Below are 17,693 nucleotides of genomic sequence, written 5' to 3' on the forward strand. Positions count from 1 at the left end.
ACGCCTACATCATCAACTGCTATACTAACGGTTTGTCTTTGATTTCTTTTGGTTTACGTGGATATTGTTTTGGTGTTTTTCCAATTTTCTTTATATACACGATTGCTCGTTTATCCTCTAAGGTTGGCAAAGTAACGGTCCTTACTTCTTCGATAGTAGCTTTTAGTGTGCTAAGGGCTTTATTAGATTCTTTAACTTCTTCTTCGTAGATAGCGCCTTTTAAAGCAACAACGTAGCCACCTTCTTTTACATATGGCACAGTCCATTCTAAAAGAATCGGCAAGCGTGCCACGGCACGGCTCGTAGCAATATCAAAGCTTTCACGGTAATCTTGATGACTCAAATCCTCCGCACGTCCGTGTAAAGTAGTACAATTCGTCAGATTTAGTTCATCTATAACCGATTCCAAAAAGGTAAGCCGCTTTTTCAAAGAATCAAACAGGGTAACCTTGAGGCTACGGTCATAGATAGCCAATGGAATACCAGGGAAACCTGCACCGGTACCAGCATCGATAATCGTCATGCCAGATTTGATAATTTCAGAATCATAACAGGACAGGGAGTCAATCATGTGCTTAACCACGACCTCTTTCATATCCGTAATACCCGTTAAATTGAGATATTTATTTGTTTCAATCATATGCGCATAATACATGTAAAAGTCTTTTGCTTGCTCTTCCGTACAAGGCAAGCCAAAATGGCTCATTTGCTCCATCATGTACGAAACAAATTCAGACTGAGGTGCTATAGGCACATCATATTTTTCTTTCATAAGTACTCCTAATGAATTGTCTAATATGTATAGGACAATAAGATCTGTAGGAAATATCTTTTAAAATCTGTAAGAAATATCTTCTAAAAAGTTCATATAAAATGCATGTTATTACATGCTATTTTTATTTACTTCTGTTGTATTGTTCGAGTTGGATCAACAAAACAGATACGTCCGCAGGGGATACACCAGAGATACGGCTTGCTTGGCCGATGGAGTGAGGACGAATTTTGTTGAGCTTTTGTTGAGCTTCAAGGGAAATGCCCTTGATTTGTGTATAGTCCCATTCTTTTGGAAGAATTTTTTCTTCTAGTTTACGAACCTTATCGACTTGCTCCATTTGCTTCTTGATGTATCCTTCGTAGGTAATAGAAATATCGACAGCTTCCTCTACATCAGGTGTATAGCGTTTCAAACCAAATGCATCGGCTACGACGGCATAAGAGAGTTCGTTACGTTTTACTAAATCATAAGCGTGAATACCTGTTCTAATAGGTGCTGTACCTAGACTTTCAAGCAAAGCTTGTGTTTCCTTGGATGGATTGACAGGTGTATTTCGTAACATGTCCATTGCTTCTTCGATAGCAGCTTTTTTAGCTGTAAATTTGGCCCAACGATCATCTTTTACAAGACCGATTTCACGGCCTTTTTCCGTAAGACGCATGTCTGCATTATCTTGACGAAGCAATAAGCGGTATTCACTGCGGCTTGTCATCATGCGATACGGTTCATTTGTACCTTTTGTTACAAGATCATCGATGAGAACACCGATGTACGCTTCAGAGCGAGCAAGGATGAATGGTTCTTTACCTTCAAGCCACAATGCTGCGTTGATACCAGCCATGAGGCCTTGAGCAGCCGCTTCTTCATAGCCAGATGTACCATTAGCTTGACCAGCAGAGTAGAGGCCTTCAATATGTTTCACTTGAAGTGCTGGTGTCAATTGTGTTGGATTTAAGCAATCGTATTCGATAGCATAGGCAGGGCGCATAATTTCTACATTTTCAAGGCCTGGAATAGTACGCAAGAATGCATATTGTACGTCCATAGGAAGGGATGTACTCATGCCTTGAACGTACATTTCATTTGTACCCGTACCTTCTGGTTCTACGAATAATTGATGGCGTTCTTTATCGGCAAAGCGCACTACTTTATCTTCGATGGAAGGGCAGTAACGAGGGCCTACGCCTTCGATTTTGCCACTATACATAGGAGCGCGGTGAATATTGCTATGAATGATTTCGTGCGTTTCTTTGTTAGTATAGGTCAACCAACATACATCTTCATTACGGTTAATCCATTCATCCATAAAGGAAAATGCGTGATGATGTGCATCGCCTTCTTGAACTACCATATTTTCGAGGTTTAAAGTACGTTTATCTACACGTGCTGGTGTACCCGTCTTAAAGCGCATCAATTCAACACCATTATCGAGTAAAGATTGAGAGAAATGTTCCGCTACGCGTTGGCCATTTGGACCGCCCACATAATCGATATCGCCGATGAGGATTTTACCTTTCAAATAGGTACCTGTACAAAGAATTACCGCCTTAGCGCCATAAAATTCACCAAGCTCCGTAACGATACCTGTGACCTTGCCATCCTCAACCTTAAGCTCTGTCACCATGATTTGCTTAACATTGAGATTATCTGTATTCTCCAATGTTTGTTTCATCAAATGTTGGTATTTAATCTTGTCGGATTGACAACGCAAAGAATGAACGGCAGGTCCTTTGCCCATATTGAGCATACGCATTTGGATAGCTGTAGCATCCGCATTAATACCCATTTGACCGCCTAATGCGTCAACTTCGTAAACAAGATGGCTTTTACCAGAACCACCCACGGCAGGGTTGCACGGCATAAGTGCAATATTATCTAAACTGATGGTCGCCAGCAACGTGCGATGACCCATGCGGGCAGTAGCGAGAGCCGCCTCACAACCAGCATGACCGCCGCCGATGACGATGACATCATAATTATCTACTGTGTACATATCTATTGAATTCCTAACATTTATTACTTATCTTAATTGTAAAATTTTGATTGACTCAAAACAACGAGGCCGAATATCCCAGAGTCCAGTTCCTCACTGTGAATTTTCTTTAGGCTACGTTGTAGCCTAGAAAATTTTACGTTCGGAACAAAGTGAAGCTTGGGTTTAGCTCAGAGTACAGGTCGCTCGCTGAGCATTTTTCTTCGAAAAATTGCACGCTCCGACCAAAGCGATGCAGTGTCCCTATCGTCGCAAGCTCCTCCATTGACTACCGCCCTGCTTTTATTTACCTAAACAGAATCTACTGAATAGTTCGTCGATCATGGATTCTCTAATTGTATCGCCCGTGATGTCGCCTAGTAGTTCCCAAGCGCTGCGCAGGTCGGTAGCTACAAAGTCTACAGGCATGCCCATGTCGATAGAGGAGAGGGCTTGTTCGACTTGTGCCTTTGCTTGTTCCATAAGGCTAATGTGGCGCACGTTACTAATCATGGCGCTGTTGTCTTGTTTTACGCGACCGCCATAGACGAGTTCTTGTACCCATTTAGAGAGAACTGCAGAGCCTTCCCCTTCTTTAGCACTAATGCGTTCAATAGCTGTAAAATTCCCATGTTCTTTAATATTTTCATCTGTAACGACTTGTGCCACGTCGGACTTATTAAGGAGTACGATGGTGTTTAAACCGCTCACAGAGGTCAAAATTTCGATTTCTTCAGGATTTAACGGAGTAGATCCGTCAATAACGCAGAGCACGATGTCTGCTTTGTTGATATAATCACGAGCACGCTCCACGCCAAGGGCTTCTACCGTATCTTGTGTATCCCGAATACCTGCCGTATCGATGAGGCGTAGAGAAATGCCTTCTACGGTCATATATTCTTCAATGCTGTCCCGCGTCGTCCCCGGAATATCCGTTACGATAGCGCGGTTTTCGCGCAAAAGAGCGTTCATGAGGCTCGATTTACCTGCATTTGGACGACCCACAATAACCGTCGTAATACCATCTCGAATGAGGCGACCTGTATTCGCTGTGGACAAGAGATCATCCATGGCTTTCAAAATAGGCTGTAATTGATCACGAACCTCTTGGCTCGTTACGTCCTCGATATCCTCCTCAGGATAGTCGATGGTTACCTCTAAATGAGCAATCATGGCGATGAGCTGTTCTCGCACATCTTTCACAAAGGACGAAACAGTCCCATCTAGCTGAGATACAGCGAGGGAGAGGGAGTCCTCCGTTTTCGCTTCAATAATATCAATGATCGCCTCCGCTTGGGTGAGGTCGATACGTCCGTTCATAAAGGCGCGCTTCGTAAATTCACCGGCCTCAGCCATGCGCACATCGTGATTGACGAGGAGTTTCAGAATTTGTCGAACCGGTACAATGCCACCGTGACACTGAATTTCTACCACATCTTCCGCCGTGTAGGAATGAGGCCCTTTCATTAATAGTACAAGTACCTCGTCGATGGTCTTGTTCGTCGCTGGGTCCACAATGGTCCCATATTGTATCGTTCTATTTTGGCGGTCCATCAAAGGAACGGTGCCAGTGCTCTTGAACAGGCTATTTACAATAGGAAAACTATCCTTGCCGCTGACCCGAATAATACCAACCCCACCGATGCCGGGCGGCGTCGCAATGGCCGCTATTGTATCATCTATATACATACATATCTCCATATTTCGATTATCTAGTATTTATTTTTGTATATGTTCTTCGCCTGTGAAAGTTAAACTAAACCAATCTTACCCGCGCGAAGATTAACTTAGGTTAGCTTTCACCATAACCTAAAGAATAAAGGGAACAGCCCTCAAGTAACGGAAAATCCTAGCTACTTGAAAGCTGCACCACTATATTTTATTTTTTGTACGAAATCACAACGTGACGGAATGGTTCATCCCCTTCACTGTTGGTAACAACGTTTTTATCTCCTTGAAGGGCAGTATGAATGATTTTACGTTCAAAAGCATTCATCGGTTCTAAGGAAACCTTTTGACGGTTGCGTTTCACCTTAGAAGCCAAGCGTTTCGCGAGATTTACCAATGTTTCTTCTCGGCGAGAACGATAGTTTTCCACATCTACCACGATATGGCAATGGCCAGATACATCCTTGTGAGCCACGAGATTTGTTAAGTATTGAATAGCATCCAAGGTTTGACCATGTTTGCCGATCAAAATACCTAGCTCTTCGCCGTGTACTTGGAATGTGATTTTATCTTTCGTCATCATCTTTTCGATAACCACAGTGAGGCCCATTTGTGTAAACATATCATCGAGGAATTGTTTACCTTTTTCAGCAATTTCTTGTTGATCTTCTTTTGAAAGTTCTTTTTTAGAAGATTTTTCCGTTATAGTATTTTCAGAAGTTTCAACTGCTGTATCTTGTACTTCTGTTTCGCTTGTTGCCACTGGTTCGGAAGCAATAGCTACAGATTGTTCTTCTGCGTTAGCTACTTCTTTTGCAGTAGCAGATTGAGCCAAAGCAGTGAAGAATAAGCGAACAACTGCTGGTTTACGACCAATGCCTAAAAATCCACTAGAAGGTTGTTCTAAGACTTTAGTTTCTACCAATTCTTGACCTTCAGCGGCTAATTGAGCTACACCTTTAGCAATGGCATCTTCAATGGTTTTAGCAGATACATCGATAAATTCCATAATTGCCTCCTACTTAGCGTTCAAATTTTTGTAAATGAAATGCTGTTGAATCAATTGGAATACGTTAGAAACTACCCAGTAGATAACGAGACCAGATGGGAAGCTCAAAGAAATGTAACCAATGAATAAAGGCATAAAGATTGTCATAATCTTTTGTTGTTGCGCAGCTGCACCAGTCGCACCATTACTAGTTTGACGAGACATAACCCATGTGGATAATGCACTCAAAATAGGTAAGATGTACATTGGATCTGGATCGCCAAGGCTAGGCAACCACAAGAATTGTACAAAGTTTGGATCGTATGGGTAATCTTTCAAAGCCCAGTAAATCGCGATCAAGAATGGCATTTGTACCAACAATGGCAAGCAACCAGCCAATGGGTTAACGCCCATTTCTTTATACAATGCACCCATTTCCGCTTGCAGTTTTGCAGGATCGTTTTTGTATTTATCTTGCAATTGTTTCATGCGAGGCTGCAATTCTTGCATAGCCTTCATGGATTTGATTTGCTTAACAGTAAGTGGTGCCAAAATCGCTTTAATAACGATTGTTAAAAGGATAATAGCCACACCGTAGCTTGGATAACCTATCATTTGAGTCAATTGGAACGCATAAGTTACCAATGTGCTCATTAAATCAACGATAGGTTGGAAAATACCACTTAAAAAGTCCATTGTTTCTCCTTTTTCATACAGTCCCAAATCGTCCTTTGCGCATCTATATATCGTTATGGTATGGTCTAAATTTCATCCATACAGATGCTCAGGTATTTCCAAAACTGTGCTCGATGGTTTTTATGAAAGTAACTTTCACAGAACGCATCCAGCCTAATCCCACGTGGATTAGGGAACTGGATCGTAGCCACCCTTATGGAAAGGATGACAGCGAAGAATGCGTTTTAAACCCATCCAGCTACCTTTCAAAGGACCATATTTTTCGATGGCCTGCAGAGTATATGTGGAACATGTCGGATAATAACGGCAACATCCAGGTTTTAAGGGAGATATGGCGAGCTGATAAAACCTAATTAAAAGTCGTAAAAGCATGGTTATACAGCGTTTCATGGAAACCTCCATATACACAAAAAGGACCAAAGCCTCTAACTTGTGGTCCTATTTATCATTTTGTATCAATAATTTGCTTTTTCGCAAGAGATACAAAATCTCCTTTTCCGCTTTTTCATAGGTAGCGTTTTTCAGAGGGCCACGTCCAACAATTACGATATGATACCCTTCGCGAATGGCGTGCTGATTGAGGCGATATACCTCTTTCATCAGGCGTCTAGCTCGGTTGCGCTCCACTGCACAACCAACCTTTTTGCCTGTTACAAAACCAATGCGCGTAGGTTGCTTTGCCACGGGCATACGATACAGTACACACATACGGCCTACTTCGTATTTTCCGTGCTTATACACAAGGCGATATTCATTATTGTGCGTCAGTCGTCTTGCTTTATCAAGGCAATAATCCATATGCATTGTCCTTAAGTCCTAAGAATAGAAAAACTTGGCAGCAGCGCCAAGTTTTTTCTCCTGCCTAACAGCTATTATATTATGCAGATAAGCGTTTTCTGCCTTTTGCACGTCTTCTTTTCAAAACGAGACGGCCACCAATAGTTTTCATGCGTTCACGGAAACCATGGGTACGTTTTCTCCAAAGAGTATTTGGTTGGTAAGTACGTTTCATTAGTAAAACACCTCCTCGTCATTCTGTATTGTTTTACTTATACCATAACAGGGTAATTATAGAGGTAAAACGTAAATTTGTCAATCATTTAGGGCTATTCTGAAAGACTTTCATGTGGATTTTACTTAAATCCGATAGAACTTAAAACTGATACTACTTTTATAGGGGGGAGGAATAGATGTGGTTTTTTCCCTCCATACTCATCGTAAGTCGGTCAAAAATCCACATCTATTCCTGCTCCTAACACACTCTAATGACTACTCATACACCTACCACCAGTATAAAAAGTAGTATCAGTTTTTATAGGAAATCTAAAAGTCTTTCAGAATACGGATCTAAGATTTAACAAATATTACCTTTTAACCTCTTGATAGGAAAGGGGGACAATTGATACTATTAATTTCCTCTGACTTCTCTCCCCGATTTTCATTTAAGTTGTGTTGATAACGTTTTATAAACAGATCTAATGTAGATTGATAGAAGGTATATCTATTACTTTTTTGGTTATATGTATAAAAATCATAAAATTATATGGTTGGAGGAGGGGAAGTGAAACTACTTTTTGAGCGACTTGCGTCAGGATGGAGCGATAAAAGTAGTTTCACTTCCTATCCCAAAAGTAATAGATATACCAAGAGAAAATTAAAATATACATTATAAACAGTTTATAAAAGTTATCCACAGATTGAATGACAAATTACTTATTTTTTGGTACAATCATACTTGAAATTAGGAAAAATTATATATTTTTATAGGTTTTTGATGGATAACTTTCGAGGTTATCCACATTTTTTCTCTTTTAGTTTATAAAAACTAAAAAGTCAGTAATTATCTATATAAAATAGACTTTTATTTTTACTTATTCACAGGTTATACACAAGTTATTCACAGGAATAATAGTTTTTTCCACAGCTTTTACAATAGTTATGCACATTATTCCTAAAGTTATACACATTTATTGCAATAGTTATTCACAAGAGGCACGTCATGCAATCATTTGATTTAAATAATATATGGGAGCATATATTGCAAGAGGCGAAAAAGAATATGCAACATTTACCTGACGCATTGTATTTGCGCGTCACGTCATCGTTGATTCCCATGTCTCTCGAAAGTCATTCGATCCATATTGGGGTCATGCAAACATTTGTAAAAAACTTAATCGACCAGCAGCCACAGATTAGCAAGGCTTTGCAGGATGCTATTACTACGGTCATCGGTTCCCATCGAGATATGGTGTTATTCGATTTCAATCAAGAGAGTGTAGATACTACCTTTGTTGATGAAAGTCTCATCGATACGCCAGTTGTGGCACCGCCATTGCCTTTACCACCTATAGTAGAGGAAAAGACTCATCAAGAGGAGTTTTACACTCCAGTCTATCAAGATCCTGTCTATATCGACCGCGCGCCAGCGCCTGTGGAGATTCCAGACGAACCAATGGTAGCGATACCAAAGAAATCTACAGAAACAATGCCAACATTGCAGTCTGATAATGTACCTGTAGATTTATCACTATCTAATCTCAATCCGGCGTACCGTTTTGATAATTATGTAACGGGCAATGCCAATCGCATTCCTTTTGGAGCCGCTCAAAATGTAGCTGAATTTCCTGGTGGAGACTATAATCCGCTCTTTATATACGGTCCATCTGGCCTCGGCAAAACACACTTGATGCACGCCATCGGCAATGCTATCAAAGAAAATCATCCACATATGAAGGTCATGTCTATTACAAGCGAAAATTTTATGAATATTTTCGTTGAAACATTACAGCGCAATCAAGGTAAATTATTCCGCAACACATTCCGCAATATAGACGTGCTCATGATTGACGATATTCAGTTCCTTGAAAGCCGTGAAAGTACGAAAACTGAGCTGTTTAATACGTTCAATGAATTATTAAATAACAACAAGCAAATCGTACTTACCTCTGATACGATGCCAAACGATATGGAGCAATTCGAAGATCGTCTTCGCTCTCGTTTCCAAGCTGGCTACATTGCCACAATGGAAAATCCAGATTTAGAAACGCGCATTGCCATCTTCAGGTCACTGCTCGAACGAGAATATAAAAAGAATCGCATTATTCGCATCGATAATGATTCAATTAACTACGTAGCATTGCAATTTAGCGAAAACGTCCGCGTATTACAAGGTGCTTTCACCAAACTCATCGGTACAGCATCCATCGATCAACGTCTCGAATCTATCGACCTAGAATACACAAAACACGCCTTGGCGGGCCTCGTTCATACCGAAGAGGTGAATATGGTTAATATTGAAAGCATCCAGAATTTTGTAAGTTCTTATTTCAATATTAAAAAGCAAGACCTACTCGGCAAGAAACGAAAAGCCCAATTCGCATTTCCACGGCAAATCGCCATGTATCTATGCCGCGATATGATCAATGAAAGCTATCCTCAAATCGCAGCAGCTTTTTCTCGTGACCATACGACAATTCTCCATGCGTACGATAAAATAACGAAGGAAATTGAAAAAAACGAAGAAACTAAACGAATGGTTGCAGAAATTAAACAGAAATTAACAACCTGTGGATAACTCTGTGGATATACGGTGAATAACTTTGTGGATATCCTAAAACTCATACTTTGATGTTAATATGTGGATAAGTAAGTACAAACTATCAACATAGTTATACACAACCCATAATTCACACAGTTAGTGGCGCCAAATCACTTTTACACATATAAACAGACCCCTACTATTACTACTACTAAAACTAACAAACAATCAAAAAACCAGTAGAAATAGATCTACCGTAGAATATCTATAGAGCATCTACGATAGTAAACATTGAATATTACAAACAAAGCAAGTAATTATTAGTGCTTTTACAATATATAAAAATTATAAAGGAGTAACATATGCATATTACATTCCCTAAAGCAAATCTCCAAAAAGCAATCAACGTATTGCAAAAGGTATCTCAAAATAAAACAAGTTCCAACTTACCAGGCGCTATTTACATGACTACAAAAAATGGTCAAGTAGAATTGCAAGGTAACGACTTTGAACTCGGCATTCGCTTAACCATCGATGGAGACATTAAAGAACCTGGTACTTTAGTAGTAGGTTCCCGCTATTTCCAAGAATTAATTCGCAAATTACCTGGCGATACTATCGAAATTTACAAACCAGAAGACGGAAATTCTTTAACCATCACATCTGGATCTTCCGAATTTAACCTTGTTACATTACACCCAGATGATTTCTCCTTGGTGGAACAAATTCACGACCAAGATCATGTAAACATTGATAGCTTTGCTATGAAAGAACTCATCGATTTAACAAATTATGCAGCTGCTACTGACGAAGATCGTCCTGTATTTACCGGTGCTCTTCTTGAAATCAAAGAAAACGAAGTGACTATGGTTGCTACCGATACACACCGTATGGCTGTTAAAAAAATTACCATCGATGAACCAGCAACGACTCCAATGCGCGCTATCATTCCAACAAAAACGTTGGCTGAAGTATCTCGTTTATTACCAACAGATAATCCAGCTATGATCAATATCATTTGGAATCGCACACAAATCGTATTCAATTTTGAATCTATTTATATTATTTCTCGCTTAATTGAAGGTACATACCCTGAATATGAAAAGGTAATTCCTTCCCAATTCGATTCTAGCGCTGTAATTGATCGCCGCGAATTTGCTGGTGCTGTTGATCGCGTATCCTTGTTGGCTAAAGACATCAGCTATAATGTAATTCGTTATGATTGGTCTGAAAGTAATGTCACATTGTCTACTCAAAATACTGAAATCGGTATGGCAAAAGAAGACGTAGCTGTTGAATTTAAAGGCACACCTTTCACAATCTCCTTCAATGGTCGCTACATCTCTGACATCTTGCGTCATAGCACAGGTGACAATATCCACTTGTTCTTAAAACAAAATGGTCCTGTTGTCATTCGCCAAGACAATAATCCAAACTATACATACGTAGTAACACCAGTTCGCACAAATGCTTAAAGTAGGGTGTGAGCTAACAGAGGAGCGGTAGCGACGATGGGAGACACACATCACTTTGGTCGGAGCGTGCAATTTTTCGAAGAAAAATGCCCAGCGAGCGACCTGGACTCAGTATGATATATATGCTTATGTTAATTGTCTACTTTAGGAGAACGTTATGAAAGAGCAACAGCAGGTACCCATTCATACGGAGTATATTCAAATTGATCAGTTGTTGAAGTTAGAAGGCATCATTGAAACAGGTGGTCAAATTAAATCTTTCATCGATGAAGGCATCCTTACCTTGAATGGTCAGGTCGTAACGGAAAAACGCAAGAAATGCCGCGTTGGTGATGTGATTTCTTGTGAAGGTCTCGATGTAGACCTCGTGATTACACAAGAGGAGGCATAATCGGTGAGAATTGACTCACTGCAGTTATTTCAGTTTCGTAATTATAAGGATGTACAGATACAGTTTAATCCTGAGATTATTGTTCTATATGGCACTAATGGGGCTGGTAAGACGAATATCCTCGAATCGATTTATGTTGGTACCATTGGTAAAAGCCATCGTACGAATGATACGTCAGATATGCTCATGTTCAATGCTGAAGAAGCAGGCATAGTTGTAAAATTCGAGAAAAAAGATACGCCTCAAAAGGTAAATATTAAATTATTCCGTCAAGGCCCTAAGGATATTCGATTAAACGATACAAAAATATCTCAAAAAGAACTGATTGGTACATTAAATACAGTTATCTTCTGTCCTGAAGATTTACAGCTCATCAAGGGAACTCCTTCGGGACGTAGGCGATTCCTCGATATGGAAATATCTCAGACCAGCGCTACATATTATCATCAATTGATGCAGTATAATCGGCTGTTACAGCAACGTAATGCAGTCCTAAAAGAATATAGAGGAAAGAATACTATTCCTCTTGAAGAATGGGATTTGCAGCTAGCAGATATGGCGAGCTTTATTGTAAAGAAACGATTAGAAAGCTTAAAAAAAATCAATTTGCTCATCGATTTGATGAATCGTAAATTGACAGGTGGCCTTGAGAATTTAACCATCGGTTATGAACAGCCGTATATGGACAATGGTTCATTGGAATATACAAAGGAAGGCTTTTACGAACGTATAAAAGCAGCGTTGCCGCAGGATCGTCATCGTTTAAGCACTAGTGTGGGTCCTCATCGCGATGATTTACGATTCTTTTCCGATGCGATGGATTTAAAGAAATTTGGATCGCAAGGGCAGCAACGAACCGCTGTATTGTCCTTAAAGTTGAGTGAGCTTGAGTTTATCAAGTCAGAGGTAGGAGAATATCCAGTTCTTCTCTTGGATGATGTATTGAGCGAACTTGATGAGTCGAGACGAACGAATTTATTGCAGTTTATTCATAAACGAATTCAAACATTTATTACCACTACAGATATTCACGATTTTAAAGATTTGAAATCCGTTCAATTTATTTCTTGTGAAGGGGGACAAGTTCAGTATGGACAGCCTTGATCTTTGTTTACCAAAGGCCTTAGCAGAACTGAATTTACTGGAACAATATAAATTAAATACCCTTGTTCACAAGTGGCGTGATGTAGTAGGTGATGTCATCGCGGATCATACAAAAATTGTGTCCATCAAGCCTCCAAATATGGTTATCAGTGCAGATAATTCCATGTGGATGCAGGAATTACAGATGCAAAAACGTCGTATCATCGAGGCTATCAACAAGTATTACCGCCAAGAGGTAATCACCGATATTCGCTTCATCATGAAACGTCAGAGCTATGTGAAAGTAGAAACTAATACGTCTCTCACGATTCCTGATGAACAAATTATTACAAAACGTATTAACTTTGCAGATATCGTGCTTTCAAAAGAAGACGTAGACGCTATCGATACATCGTTGAAACAAACGGATAACGAAGTATTAAAAGCTGCTTTCAGGAAAGTACAGATTACGGCTCGTAAGAGAGAAATCTATTTAGAGCAGCATGGATACCATCGTTGTAAACGATGTGGCATGCATATGAAATCTAAAAAGGAAATCTGTCCAACCTGTGAATATGAATTGCATCGGGCTCATATAAAGGAGATTAAGGCGGTTATTAGAAAGTATCCGTACTTTAAATACAGCGACTGTCAGCAATTTATACAGTGTAGTTTTTCAGACTTTGCAGAAGCGATGCGGGAATCCATATACTTTTACCTTGATAAGATTTATAAAGGATCTATCAATCGCCGTCATATGTTTATGGTGGCTATGCTTATCACCCACAAAAAGCCTGATGAGTTGACGGATCAGCACGTTATTAATTTGTGTAATAAATATCGGTCTAAGTTCCTTGCTGAAGAGGAGCAACGCAAAATCGATGCCCTTAATGGGACATTAGAAAAGTAGAGGGGGCATTCTTATGTACGTTCATATTGGAGATACCATTTCCGTGCCCATAGAATCCATTATTACGATGGTGCATGCCAAGGGCGGAAAGTCCCATAAAAGTCCTATTCATCACTATGAAACGCTAGAATATATCGCCATGGTGCCAGAGGAGCAAATCAAGACATATGTGGTCACAGATGATTGTGTGTATGGATCTGGTATCAGTATTAAGACTTTAATGAGACGGATTGATGAGTTTTATAGTATAATAAAGAGATAAAGTTTAATCCTGTACATGTTTTGTTACTTTATTTCAATCAAGTACAGTATGATAGATTGTTAGGAGGAGTTTGTTTCATGCCTGAACAAAATTATGGCGCTCAGAATATTCAGGTTCTTGAGGGTCTAGACGCGGTGCGTAAACGCCCAGGGATGTATATTGGTAGTACGTCTGCTCGTGGTTTGCATCACCTCGTATACGAAGTTGTAGATAACTCTGTGGACGAAGCGCTTGCTGGTTACGCTACACATATCGAAGTATCCATCAATCCAGATAACAGTGTTACCGTTGTCGATGATGGTCGTGGTATTCCAACAGGGATGCATGAATCTGGTATGTCTGCGGTAGAGCTAGTATTAACGAAATTGCATGCAGGTGGTAAATTCGGCGGTGGTGGCTACAAGGTATCTGGTGGTCTTCATGGCGTAGGTATTTCCGTAGTTAATGCGTTGAGTGAATGGACTAAGGTTCAAGTATCTCAAAATGGCATTGTTCAAGAGATTTCCTTTGCTCGTGGTCATAAAACTTCCGAGTTGCACGAAATCGGCAAAGCTTCAGGAACTGGTACTACAGTTATTTTCAAGCCAGATGCAGAAATCTTTGAAACTACCGTATTCAGCTTTGATACATTGAAAATGCGTTTACAAGAATTGGCATTTCTTAACAAAGGCCTTCGCATTACATTGAGCGATTTGCGCCTAGAGGAACCTCGTGTTGAAAGTTTCCACTATGAAGGTGGTTTAATTTCTTTCATTACTTTCTTGAACGAAAATAAAGAAGCAATTAATCCAACTGTTATTAACATTGAAAATACAAAAGATGACGTTGTGGTAGATGTGGCATTGCAATATAACGATAGCTATAGCGAAAACTTGTTGTCCTTTGTAAATAACATCAATACTATTGACGGTGGTACACATCTATCTGGTTTCCGTGCTGCTTTGACTCGTACACTCAATGATTATGGTCGTAAATCTGGTTTGATCAAGGAAAATGAGTCCAATCTTTCCGGTGAGGATGTACGTGAAGGTTTGACAGCTGTCGTATCTGTAAAAGTGTTGGAACCTCAATTTGAAGGCCAAACAAAAACTAAACTTGGCAATAGCGAAGTTAAAGGTATTACAGATGTTATCGTTACAGAAGGTCTTAAAACATTCTTTGAAGAACATCCTCAAGATGCGAAGAGAATCATCGAAAAAGCAACGATGGCAAGCCGTGCTCGTGAGGCCGCTCGTAAAGCCCGCGACTTAACACGCCGTAAAAATGCGTTGGAAGTATCTAGCCTTCCTGGTAAATTGGCGGACTGCTCTGAAAAAGATACATCTATGACTGAAATTTATTTAGTCGAAGGTGATTCTGCAGGCGGTTCTGCAAAACAAGGTCGCGATCGTCGTTACCAAGCAATTTTACCATTGCGTGGTAAAATCCTTAACGTAGAAAAAGCACGCCTCGATAAGATTTTGGCTAATAACGAAATTCGCTCCATGATTACCGCTTTTGGTACAGGTATTGGCGATGAATTCGATATTACAAAATCCCGTTATAACAAGATTATCATCATGACAGATGCGGACGTTGACGGCGCTCACATCCGTACATTGTTGTTAACATTCTTCTACCGCTATATGAAACCATTGGTAGAGGAAGGTCATATCTATATTGCTCAACCACCTTTGTACCAAATCAAGAAGGGTAAATCTCATTGGTATGTATACTCTGATGCAGAGTTGACTTCTAAACTTGATGAAGTAGGCCGCGATGGTACTACAATCCAACGTTACAAAGGTTTAGGTGAAATGAATCCTGAACAATTATGGGAAACTACGATGAACCCAGAAAATCGTACGATTCTACAAGTTAGCTTAGAAGATTCTATCGAAGCCGACAAAATCTTTACGGTCCTCATGGGTGATAAGGTAGAGCCTCGTCGTAAATTTATTGAAGATAACGCAAAATACGTGCGTAATCTAGATTTGTAAGAGGTGACCCATGTCTGATAATCATAATAATAACGTAGAGTTTACGTCTAACAAAGATCAACACCTAAAACGTTCTCTAAAGGCGCGTCATATGAATATGATCGCTTTGGGTGGTGCTATCGGTACAGGTTTATTCGTTGCTGGTGGTGAAGTCGTAAGTACAGCTGGCCCTGGTGGTGCTCTTGTAGCTTATGGTCTCATTGGTATCATGGTTTATTTCCTCATGACATCTCTCGGGGAAATGGCCACATATTTACCAATTCCAGGTTCCTTCGGGACTTATGCAAAACGTTATGTAGATCCTGCCTTTGGTTTTGCTTTAGGTTGGAACTACTGGTTTAACTGGGCTATTACCTTGGCTGCTGAAGTATTAGCAGGGGCGCTCATCATGAAATATTGGTTCCCTGATGTGCCTGCCATCGTATGGTCTGCTCTGTTTTTGCTCATTTTATTCGGTTTGAACTATTTATCTACTCGTTCCTTTGGTGAAAGTGAATATGTGTTCTCTAGCATCAAGGTGATTACCGTATTCGTATTCCTATTCTGTGGCTTTATGCTCATCTTTGGCATCGGTGGCACATCTCCAGGATTTGCGAACTGGACAGTAGGAGAAGCTCCATTTGTAGGTGGTTGGGAATCTATCCTCGCAATCTTCATGGTGGCAGGATTCTCCTTCCAAGGTACTGAACTTATCGGCGTAGCCGCTGGTGAAGCGGAAGACCCTGAAAAGAATGTGCCAAAAGCGATTAATACAATCTTCTGGCGTATTCTATTGTTCTATATCGGTGCTTTCACGGTTATCGGTTTCTTGATTCCGTACACAGATCCAAATTTGTTGAACTCTAGTGTAGAGAACGTATCTATTTCTCCATTTACACTCGTATTTGACCGCTTTGGTTTTGCCTTTGCTGCTAGCTTTATCAATGCTATTATCTTAACGGCTGTATTGAGTGCTGGTAACTCTGGTTTGTACTCTTCTACGCGCATGCTGTATGCACTCGCTAAAGAAGGTCAAGCACCTCAAATTTTTGCTAAGCTTAACAAACGTGGTGTTCCAGTACCTGCGTTAATCTTAACGACAGCAATCGGTTTATTTGCGTTCCTTACAAGCTTTATTGGCGAAGGTACGGCATATACATGGATTGTTAATATTTCTGGTCTATGCGGTTTCATCGCATGGGTTGGTATCGCTGTATCTCACTATCGTTTCCGTCGTGCTTTCATTGCACAAGGCAGAGATCTTAGTGAATTGCCATACAAAGCGTGGTTATTCCCAGTGGGCCCAATCTTGGCGTTCATTCTTTGCGTCATCATCATTGCTGGTCAAAACTATTCCGCTTTCACAGGCGATACAATCGACTGGTACGGCGTATCCGTTGCGTACATTGGCTTGCCAATCTTCTTCGCAGTGTACCTTGGTTACAAATACATCAACAAAACTAAAGTTGTGCCGTTGAAAGAAGTTAACCTTGATCGTGACTTCGATAGATAACATATAAAATATATTGTAGTCAATTAGAAAGGATACAATTATGATTATTACTACAACTATGCATATTGAAAATAAACCTGTACAAGAGTACAAAGGTATTGTATTTGGTGAAGTCGTAGAAGGCCGTAATTTTGTGAAAGATTTCATGTCTGGTATTCGAGACATTGTTGGTGGTCGTAGCGGTAGCTATGAAGATTCTTTGATGAATGCGCGCAAAGCAGCTCTCGACGAAATGTCTCAACGAGCTTCTAAATTGGGTGCTAATGCTATTATTGGCGTATCCTTCCAATATAGCACAGTAGGTGCACAAAATGGCATGCTTATGATTACATGCAATGGTACAGCCGTTGTAGTTTAATAAATAATAGACTAAGTCAGATATAATTATTAATATAATCCTAAGGGAAATAAATAAGTCGTAATGTATTATTGTGACTAAAAAAAAAGCAGGGGAAAGCCCTGCT

At 40.0% G+C, this 17,693-nt stretch carries 17 protein-coding genes; 9 read left to right on the forward strand and 8 right to left on the reverse strand.

Annotated features, from left to right (window positions below; all coding sequences use genetic code 11):
* Positions 1-19: 19 nt before the first annotated feature.
* From rsmG to rpmH, 8 genes are all read right to left on the reverse strand, one after another.
* Positions 20-772, reverse strand: a complete 753-nt coding sequence (gene rsmG / locus DW000_RS04015) for a 16S rRNA (guanine(527)-N(7))-methyltransferase RsmG (RefSeq protein ID WP_120055207.1) — start codon at positions 770-772, stop codon at positions 20-22.
* Between the two features lie 124 nt (positions 773-896).
* Positions 897-2,768: a tRNA uridine-5-carboxymethylaminomethyl(34) synthesis enzyme MnmG gene (gene mnmG, locus DW000_RS04020; protein WP_120055209.1), complete on the reverse strand. Its 1,872-nt coding sequence runs from the start codon at positions 2,766-2,768 to the stop codon at positions 897-899.
* 282 nt (positions 2,769-3,050) lie between these two features.
* Positions 3,051-4,436, reverse strand: coding sequence for a tRNA uridine-5-carboxymethylaminomethyl(34) synthesis GTPase MnmE (gene mnmE, locus DW000_RS04025; RefSeq protein ID WP_120055211.1), 1,386 nt, complete (start codon positions 4,434-4,436; stop codon positions 3,051-3,053).
* 190 nt (positions 4,437-4,626) lie between these two features.
* Positions 4,627-5,424, reverse strand: coding sequence for an RNA-binding cell elongation regulator Jag/EloR (gene jag, locus DW000_RS04030; protein WP_120055213.1), 798 nt, complete (start codon positions 5,422-5,424; stop codon positions 4,627-4,629).
* A gap of 9 nt (positions 5,425-5,433) precedes the next feature.
* Entirely contained in the window at positions 5,434-6,099 is a 666-nt protein-coding gene (locus DW000_RS04035) for a YidC/Oxa1 family membrane protein insertase (protein WP_004692948.1), read from the reverse strand.
* A gap of 168 nt (positions 6,100-6,267) precedes the next feature.
* Complete coding sequence (yidD, locus tag DW000_RS04040; RefSeq protein ID WP_012865047.1) at positions 6,268-6,489, reverse strand: membrane protein insertion efficiency factor YidD; 222 nt, start codon at positions 6,487-6,489, stop codon at positions 6,268-6,270.
* Between the two features lie 48 nt (positions 6,490-6,537).
* On the reverse strand, positions 6,538-6,897 hold the full coding sequence (rnpA, locus tag DW000_RS04045) for a ribonuclease P protein component (protein WP_004692947.1): 360 nt from the start codon (positions 6,895-6,897) through the stop codon (positions 6,538-6,540).
* Positions 6,898-6,976: 79 nt separating this feature from the next.
* Positions 6,977-7,111 carry a 50S ribosomal protein L34 gene (gene rpmH, locus DW000_RS04050; RefSeq protein ID WP_004692946.1) on the reverse strand — a complete coding sequence of 45 codons (135 nt, stop codon included), beginning with the start codon at positions 7,109-7,111 and terminating at the stop codon, positions 6,977-6,979.
* 987 nt (positions 7,112-8,098) lie between these two features.
* On the opposite strand from rpmH, the gene dnaA reads away from it, so the two are divergent.
* The 9 genes from dnaA (at position 8,099) to DW000_RS04095 (ending at position 17,587) form a co-directional block, all read left to right on the forward strand.
* Positions 8,099-9,673: a chromosomal replication initiator protein DnaA gene (gene dnaA / locus DW000_RS04055; RefSeq protein ID WP_120055215.1), complete on the forward strand. Its 1,575-nt coding sequence runs from the start codon at positions 8,099-8,101 to the stop codon at positions 9,671-9,673.
* A gap of 326 nt (positions 9,674-9,999) precedes the next feature.
* The gene (gene dnaN / locus DW000_RS04060; RefSeq protein WP_120055217.1) at positions 10,000-11,112 is read left to right on the forward strand and encodes a DNA polymerase III subunit beta; all 1,113 of its coding nucleotides are present in this window, start codon (positions 10,000-10,002) and stop codon (positions 11,110-11,112) included.
* Between the two features lie 157 nt (positions 11,113-11,269).
* Complete coding sequence (locus tag DW000_RS04065) at positions 11,270-11,503, forward strand: RNA-binding S4 domain-containing protein (RefSeq protein ID WP_004692943.1); 234 nt, start codon at positions 11,270-11,272, stop codon at positions 11,501-11,503.
* 3 nt (positions 11,504-11,506) lie between these two features.
* Entirely contained in the window at positions 11,507-12,607 is a 1,101-nt protein-coding gene (gene recF, locus DW000_RS04070) for a DNA replication/repair protein RecF (RefSeq protein WP_120055219.1), read from the forward strand.
* Positions 12,594-13,496, forward strand: a complete 903-nt coding sequence (locus DW000_RS04075; protein WP_120055221.1) for a DUF721 domain-containing protein — start codon at positions 12,594-12,596, stop codon at positions 13,494-13,496. Before recF ends, DW000_RS04075 begins: the two co-directional genes overlap by 14 nt.
* Positions 13,497-13,509: 13 nt before the next feature.
* Complete coding sequence (locus DW000_RS04080) at positions 13,510-13,758, forward strand: DUF370 domain-containing protein (RefSeq protein WP_004692940.1); 249 nt, start codon at positions 13,510-13,512, stop codon at positions 13,756-13,758.
* A 77-nt stretch (positions 13,759-13,835) separates the two neighbouring features.
* A complete protein-coding gene (gene gyrB, locus DW000_RS04085) occupies positions 13,836-15,737 on the forward strand; it encodes a DNA topoisomerase (ATP-hydrolyzing) subunit B (protein ID WP_120055223.1) in 1,902 nt (633 codons plus the stop codon).
* Positions 15,738-15,747: 10 nt separating this feature from the next.
* Positions 15,748-17,229, forward strand: a complete 1,482-nt coding sequence (locus DW000_RS04090) for an amino acid permease (RefSeq protein ID WP_120055225.1) — start codon at positions 15,748-15,750, stop codon at positions 17,227-17,229.
* A 40-nt stretch (positions 17,230-17,269) separates the two neighbouring features.
* Positions 17,270-17,587: a YbjQ family protein gene (locus DW000_RS04095; RefSeq protein ID WP_004692937.1), complete on the forward strand. Its 318-nt coding sequence runs from the start codon at positions 17,270-17,272 to the stop codon at positions 17,585-17,587.
* Positions 17,588-17,693 lie beyond the last annotated feature (106 nt).

Origin of the sequence: Veillonella sp. AF36-20BH (genome assembly GCF_003602765.1) — a bacterium.
Taxonomy (GTDB): Bacteria; Bacillota; Negativicutes; order Veillonellales; family Veillonellaceae; genus Veillonella; species Veillonella hominis.

What these genes read in the sequence shown, in the direction of transcription:
- dnaA (WP_120055215.1), top strand. Translation starts at nt 8,099, where the DNA reads ATGCAATCATTTGATTTAAATAATATATGGGAGCATATATTGCAAGAG.
- jag (WP_120055213.1), bottom strand. Translation starts at nt 5,424, where the DNA reads ATGGAATTTATCGATGTATCTGCTAAAACCATTGAAGATGCCATTGCT.
- rsmG (WP_120055207.1), bottom strand. Translation starts at nt 772, where the DNA reads ATGAAAGAAAAATATGATGTGCCTATAGCACCTCAGTCTGAATTTGTT.
- DW000_RS04035 (WP_004692948.1), bottom strand. Translation starts at nt 6,099, where the DNA reads ATGGACTTTTTAAGTGGTATTTTCCAACCTATCGTTGATTTAATGAGC.
- yidD (WP_012865047.1), bottom strand. Translation starts at nt 6,489, where the DNA reads ATGAAACGCTGTATAACCATGCTTTTACGACTTTTAATTAGGTTTTAT.
- rnpA (WP_004692947.1), bottom strand. Translation starts at nt 6,897, where the DNA reads ATGGATTATTGCCTTGATAAAGCAAGACGACTGACGCACAATAATGAA.
- DW000_RS04090 (WP_120055225.1), top strand. Translation starts at nt 15,748, where the DNA reads ATGTCTGATAATCATAATAATAACGTAGAGTTTACGTCTAACAAAGAT.
- mnmG (WP_120055209.1), bottom strand. Translation starts at nt 2,768, where the DNA reads ATGTACACAGTAGATAATTATGATGTCATCGTCATCGGCGGCGGTCAT.
- DW000_RS04080 (WP_004692940.1), top strand. Translation starts at nt 13,510, where the DNA reads ATGTACGTTCATATTGGAGATACCATTTCCGTGCCCATAGAATCCATT.
- rpmH (WP_004692946.1), bottom strand. Translation starts at nt 7,111, where the DNA reads ATGAAACGTACTTACCAACCAAATACTCTTTGGAGAAAACGTACCCAT.
- gyrB (WP_120055223.1), top strand. Translation starts at nt 13,836, where the DNA reads ATGCCTGAACAAAATTATGGCGCTCAGAATATTCAGGTTCTTGAGGGT.
- DW000_RS04095 (WP_004692937.1), top strand. Translation starts at nt 17,270, where the DNA reads ATGATTATTACTACAACTATGCATATTGAAAATAAACCTGTACAAGAG.
- mnmE (WP_120055211.1), bottom strand. Translation starts at nt 4,436, where the DNA reads ATGTATATAGATGATACAATAGCGGCCATTGCGACGCCGCCCGGCATC.
- DW000_RS04065 (WP_004692943.1), top strand. Translation starts at nt 11,270, where the DNA reads ATGAAAGAGCAACAGCAGGTACCCATTCATACGGAGTATATTCAAATT.
- dnaN (WP_120055217.1), top strand. Translation starts at nt 10,000, where the DNA reads ATGCATATTACATTCCCTAAAGCAAATCTCCAAAAAGCAATCAACGTA.
- DW000_RS04075 (WP_120055221.1), top strand. Translation starts at nt 12,594, where the DNA reads ATGGACAGCCTTGATCTTTGTTTACCAAAGGCCTTAGCAGAACTGAAT.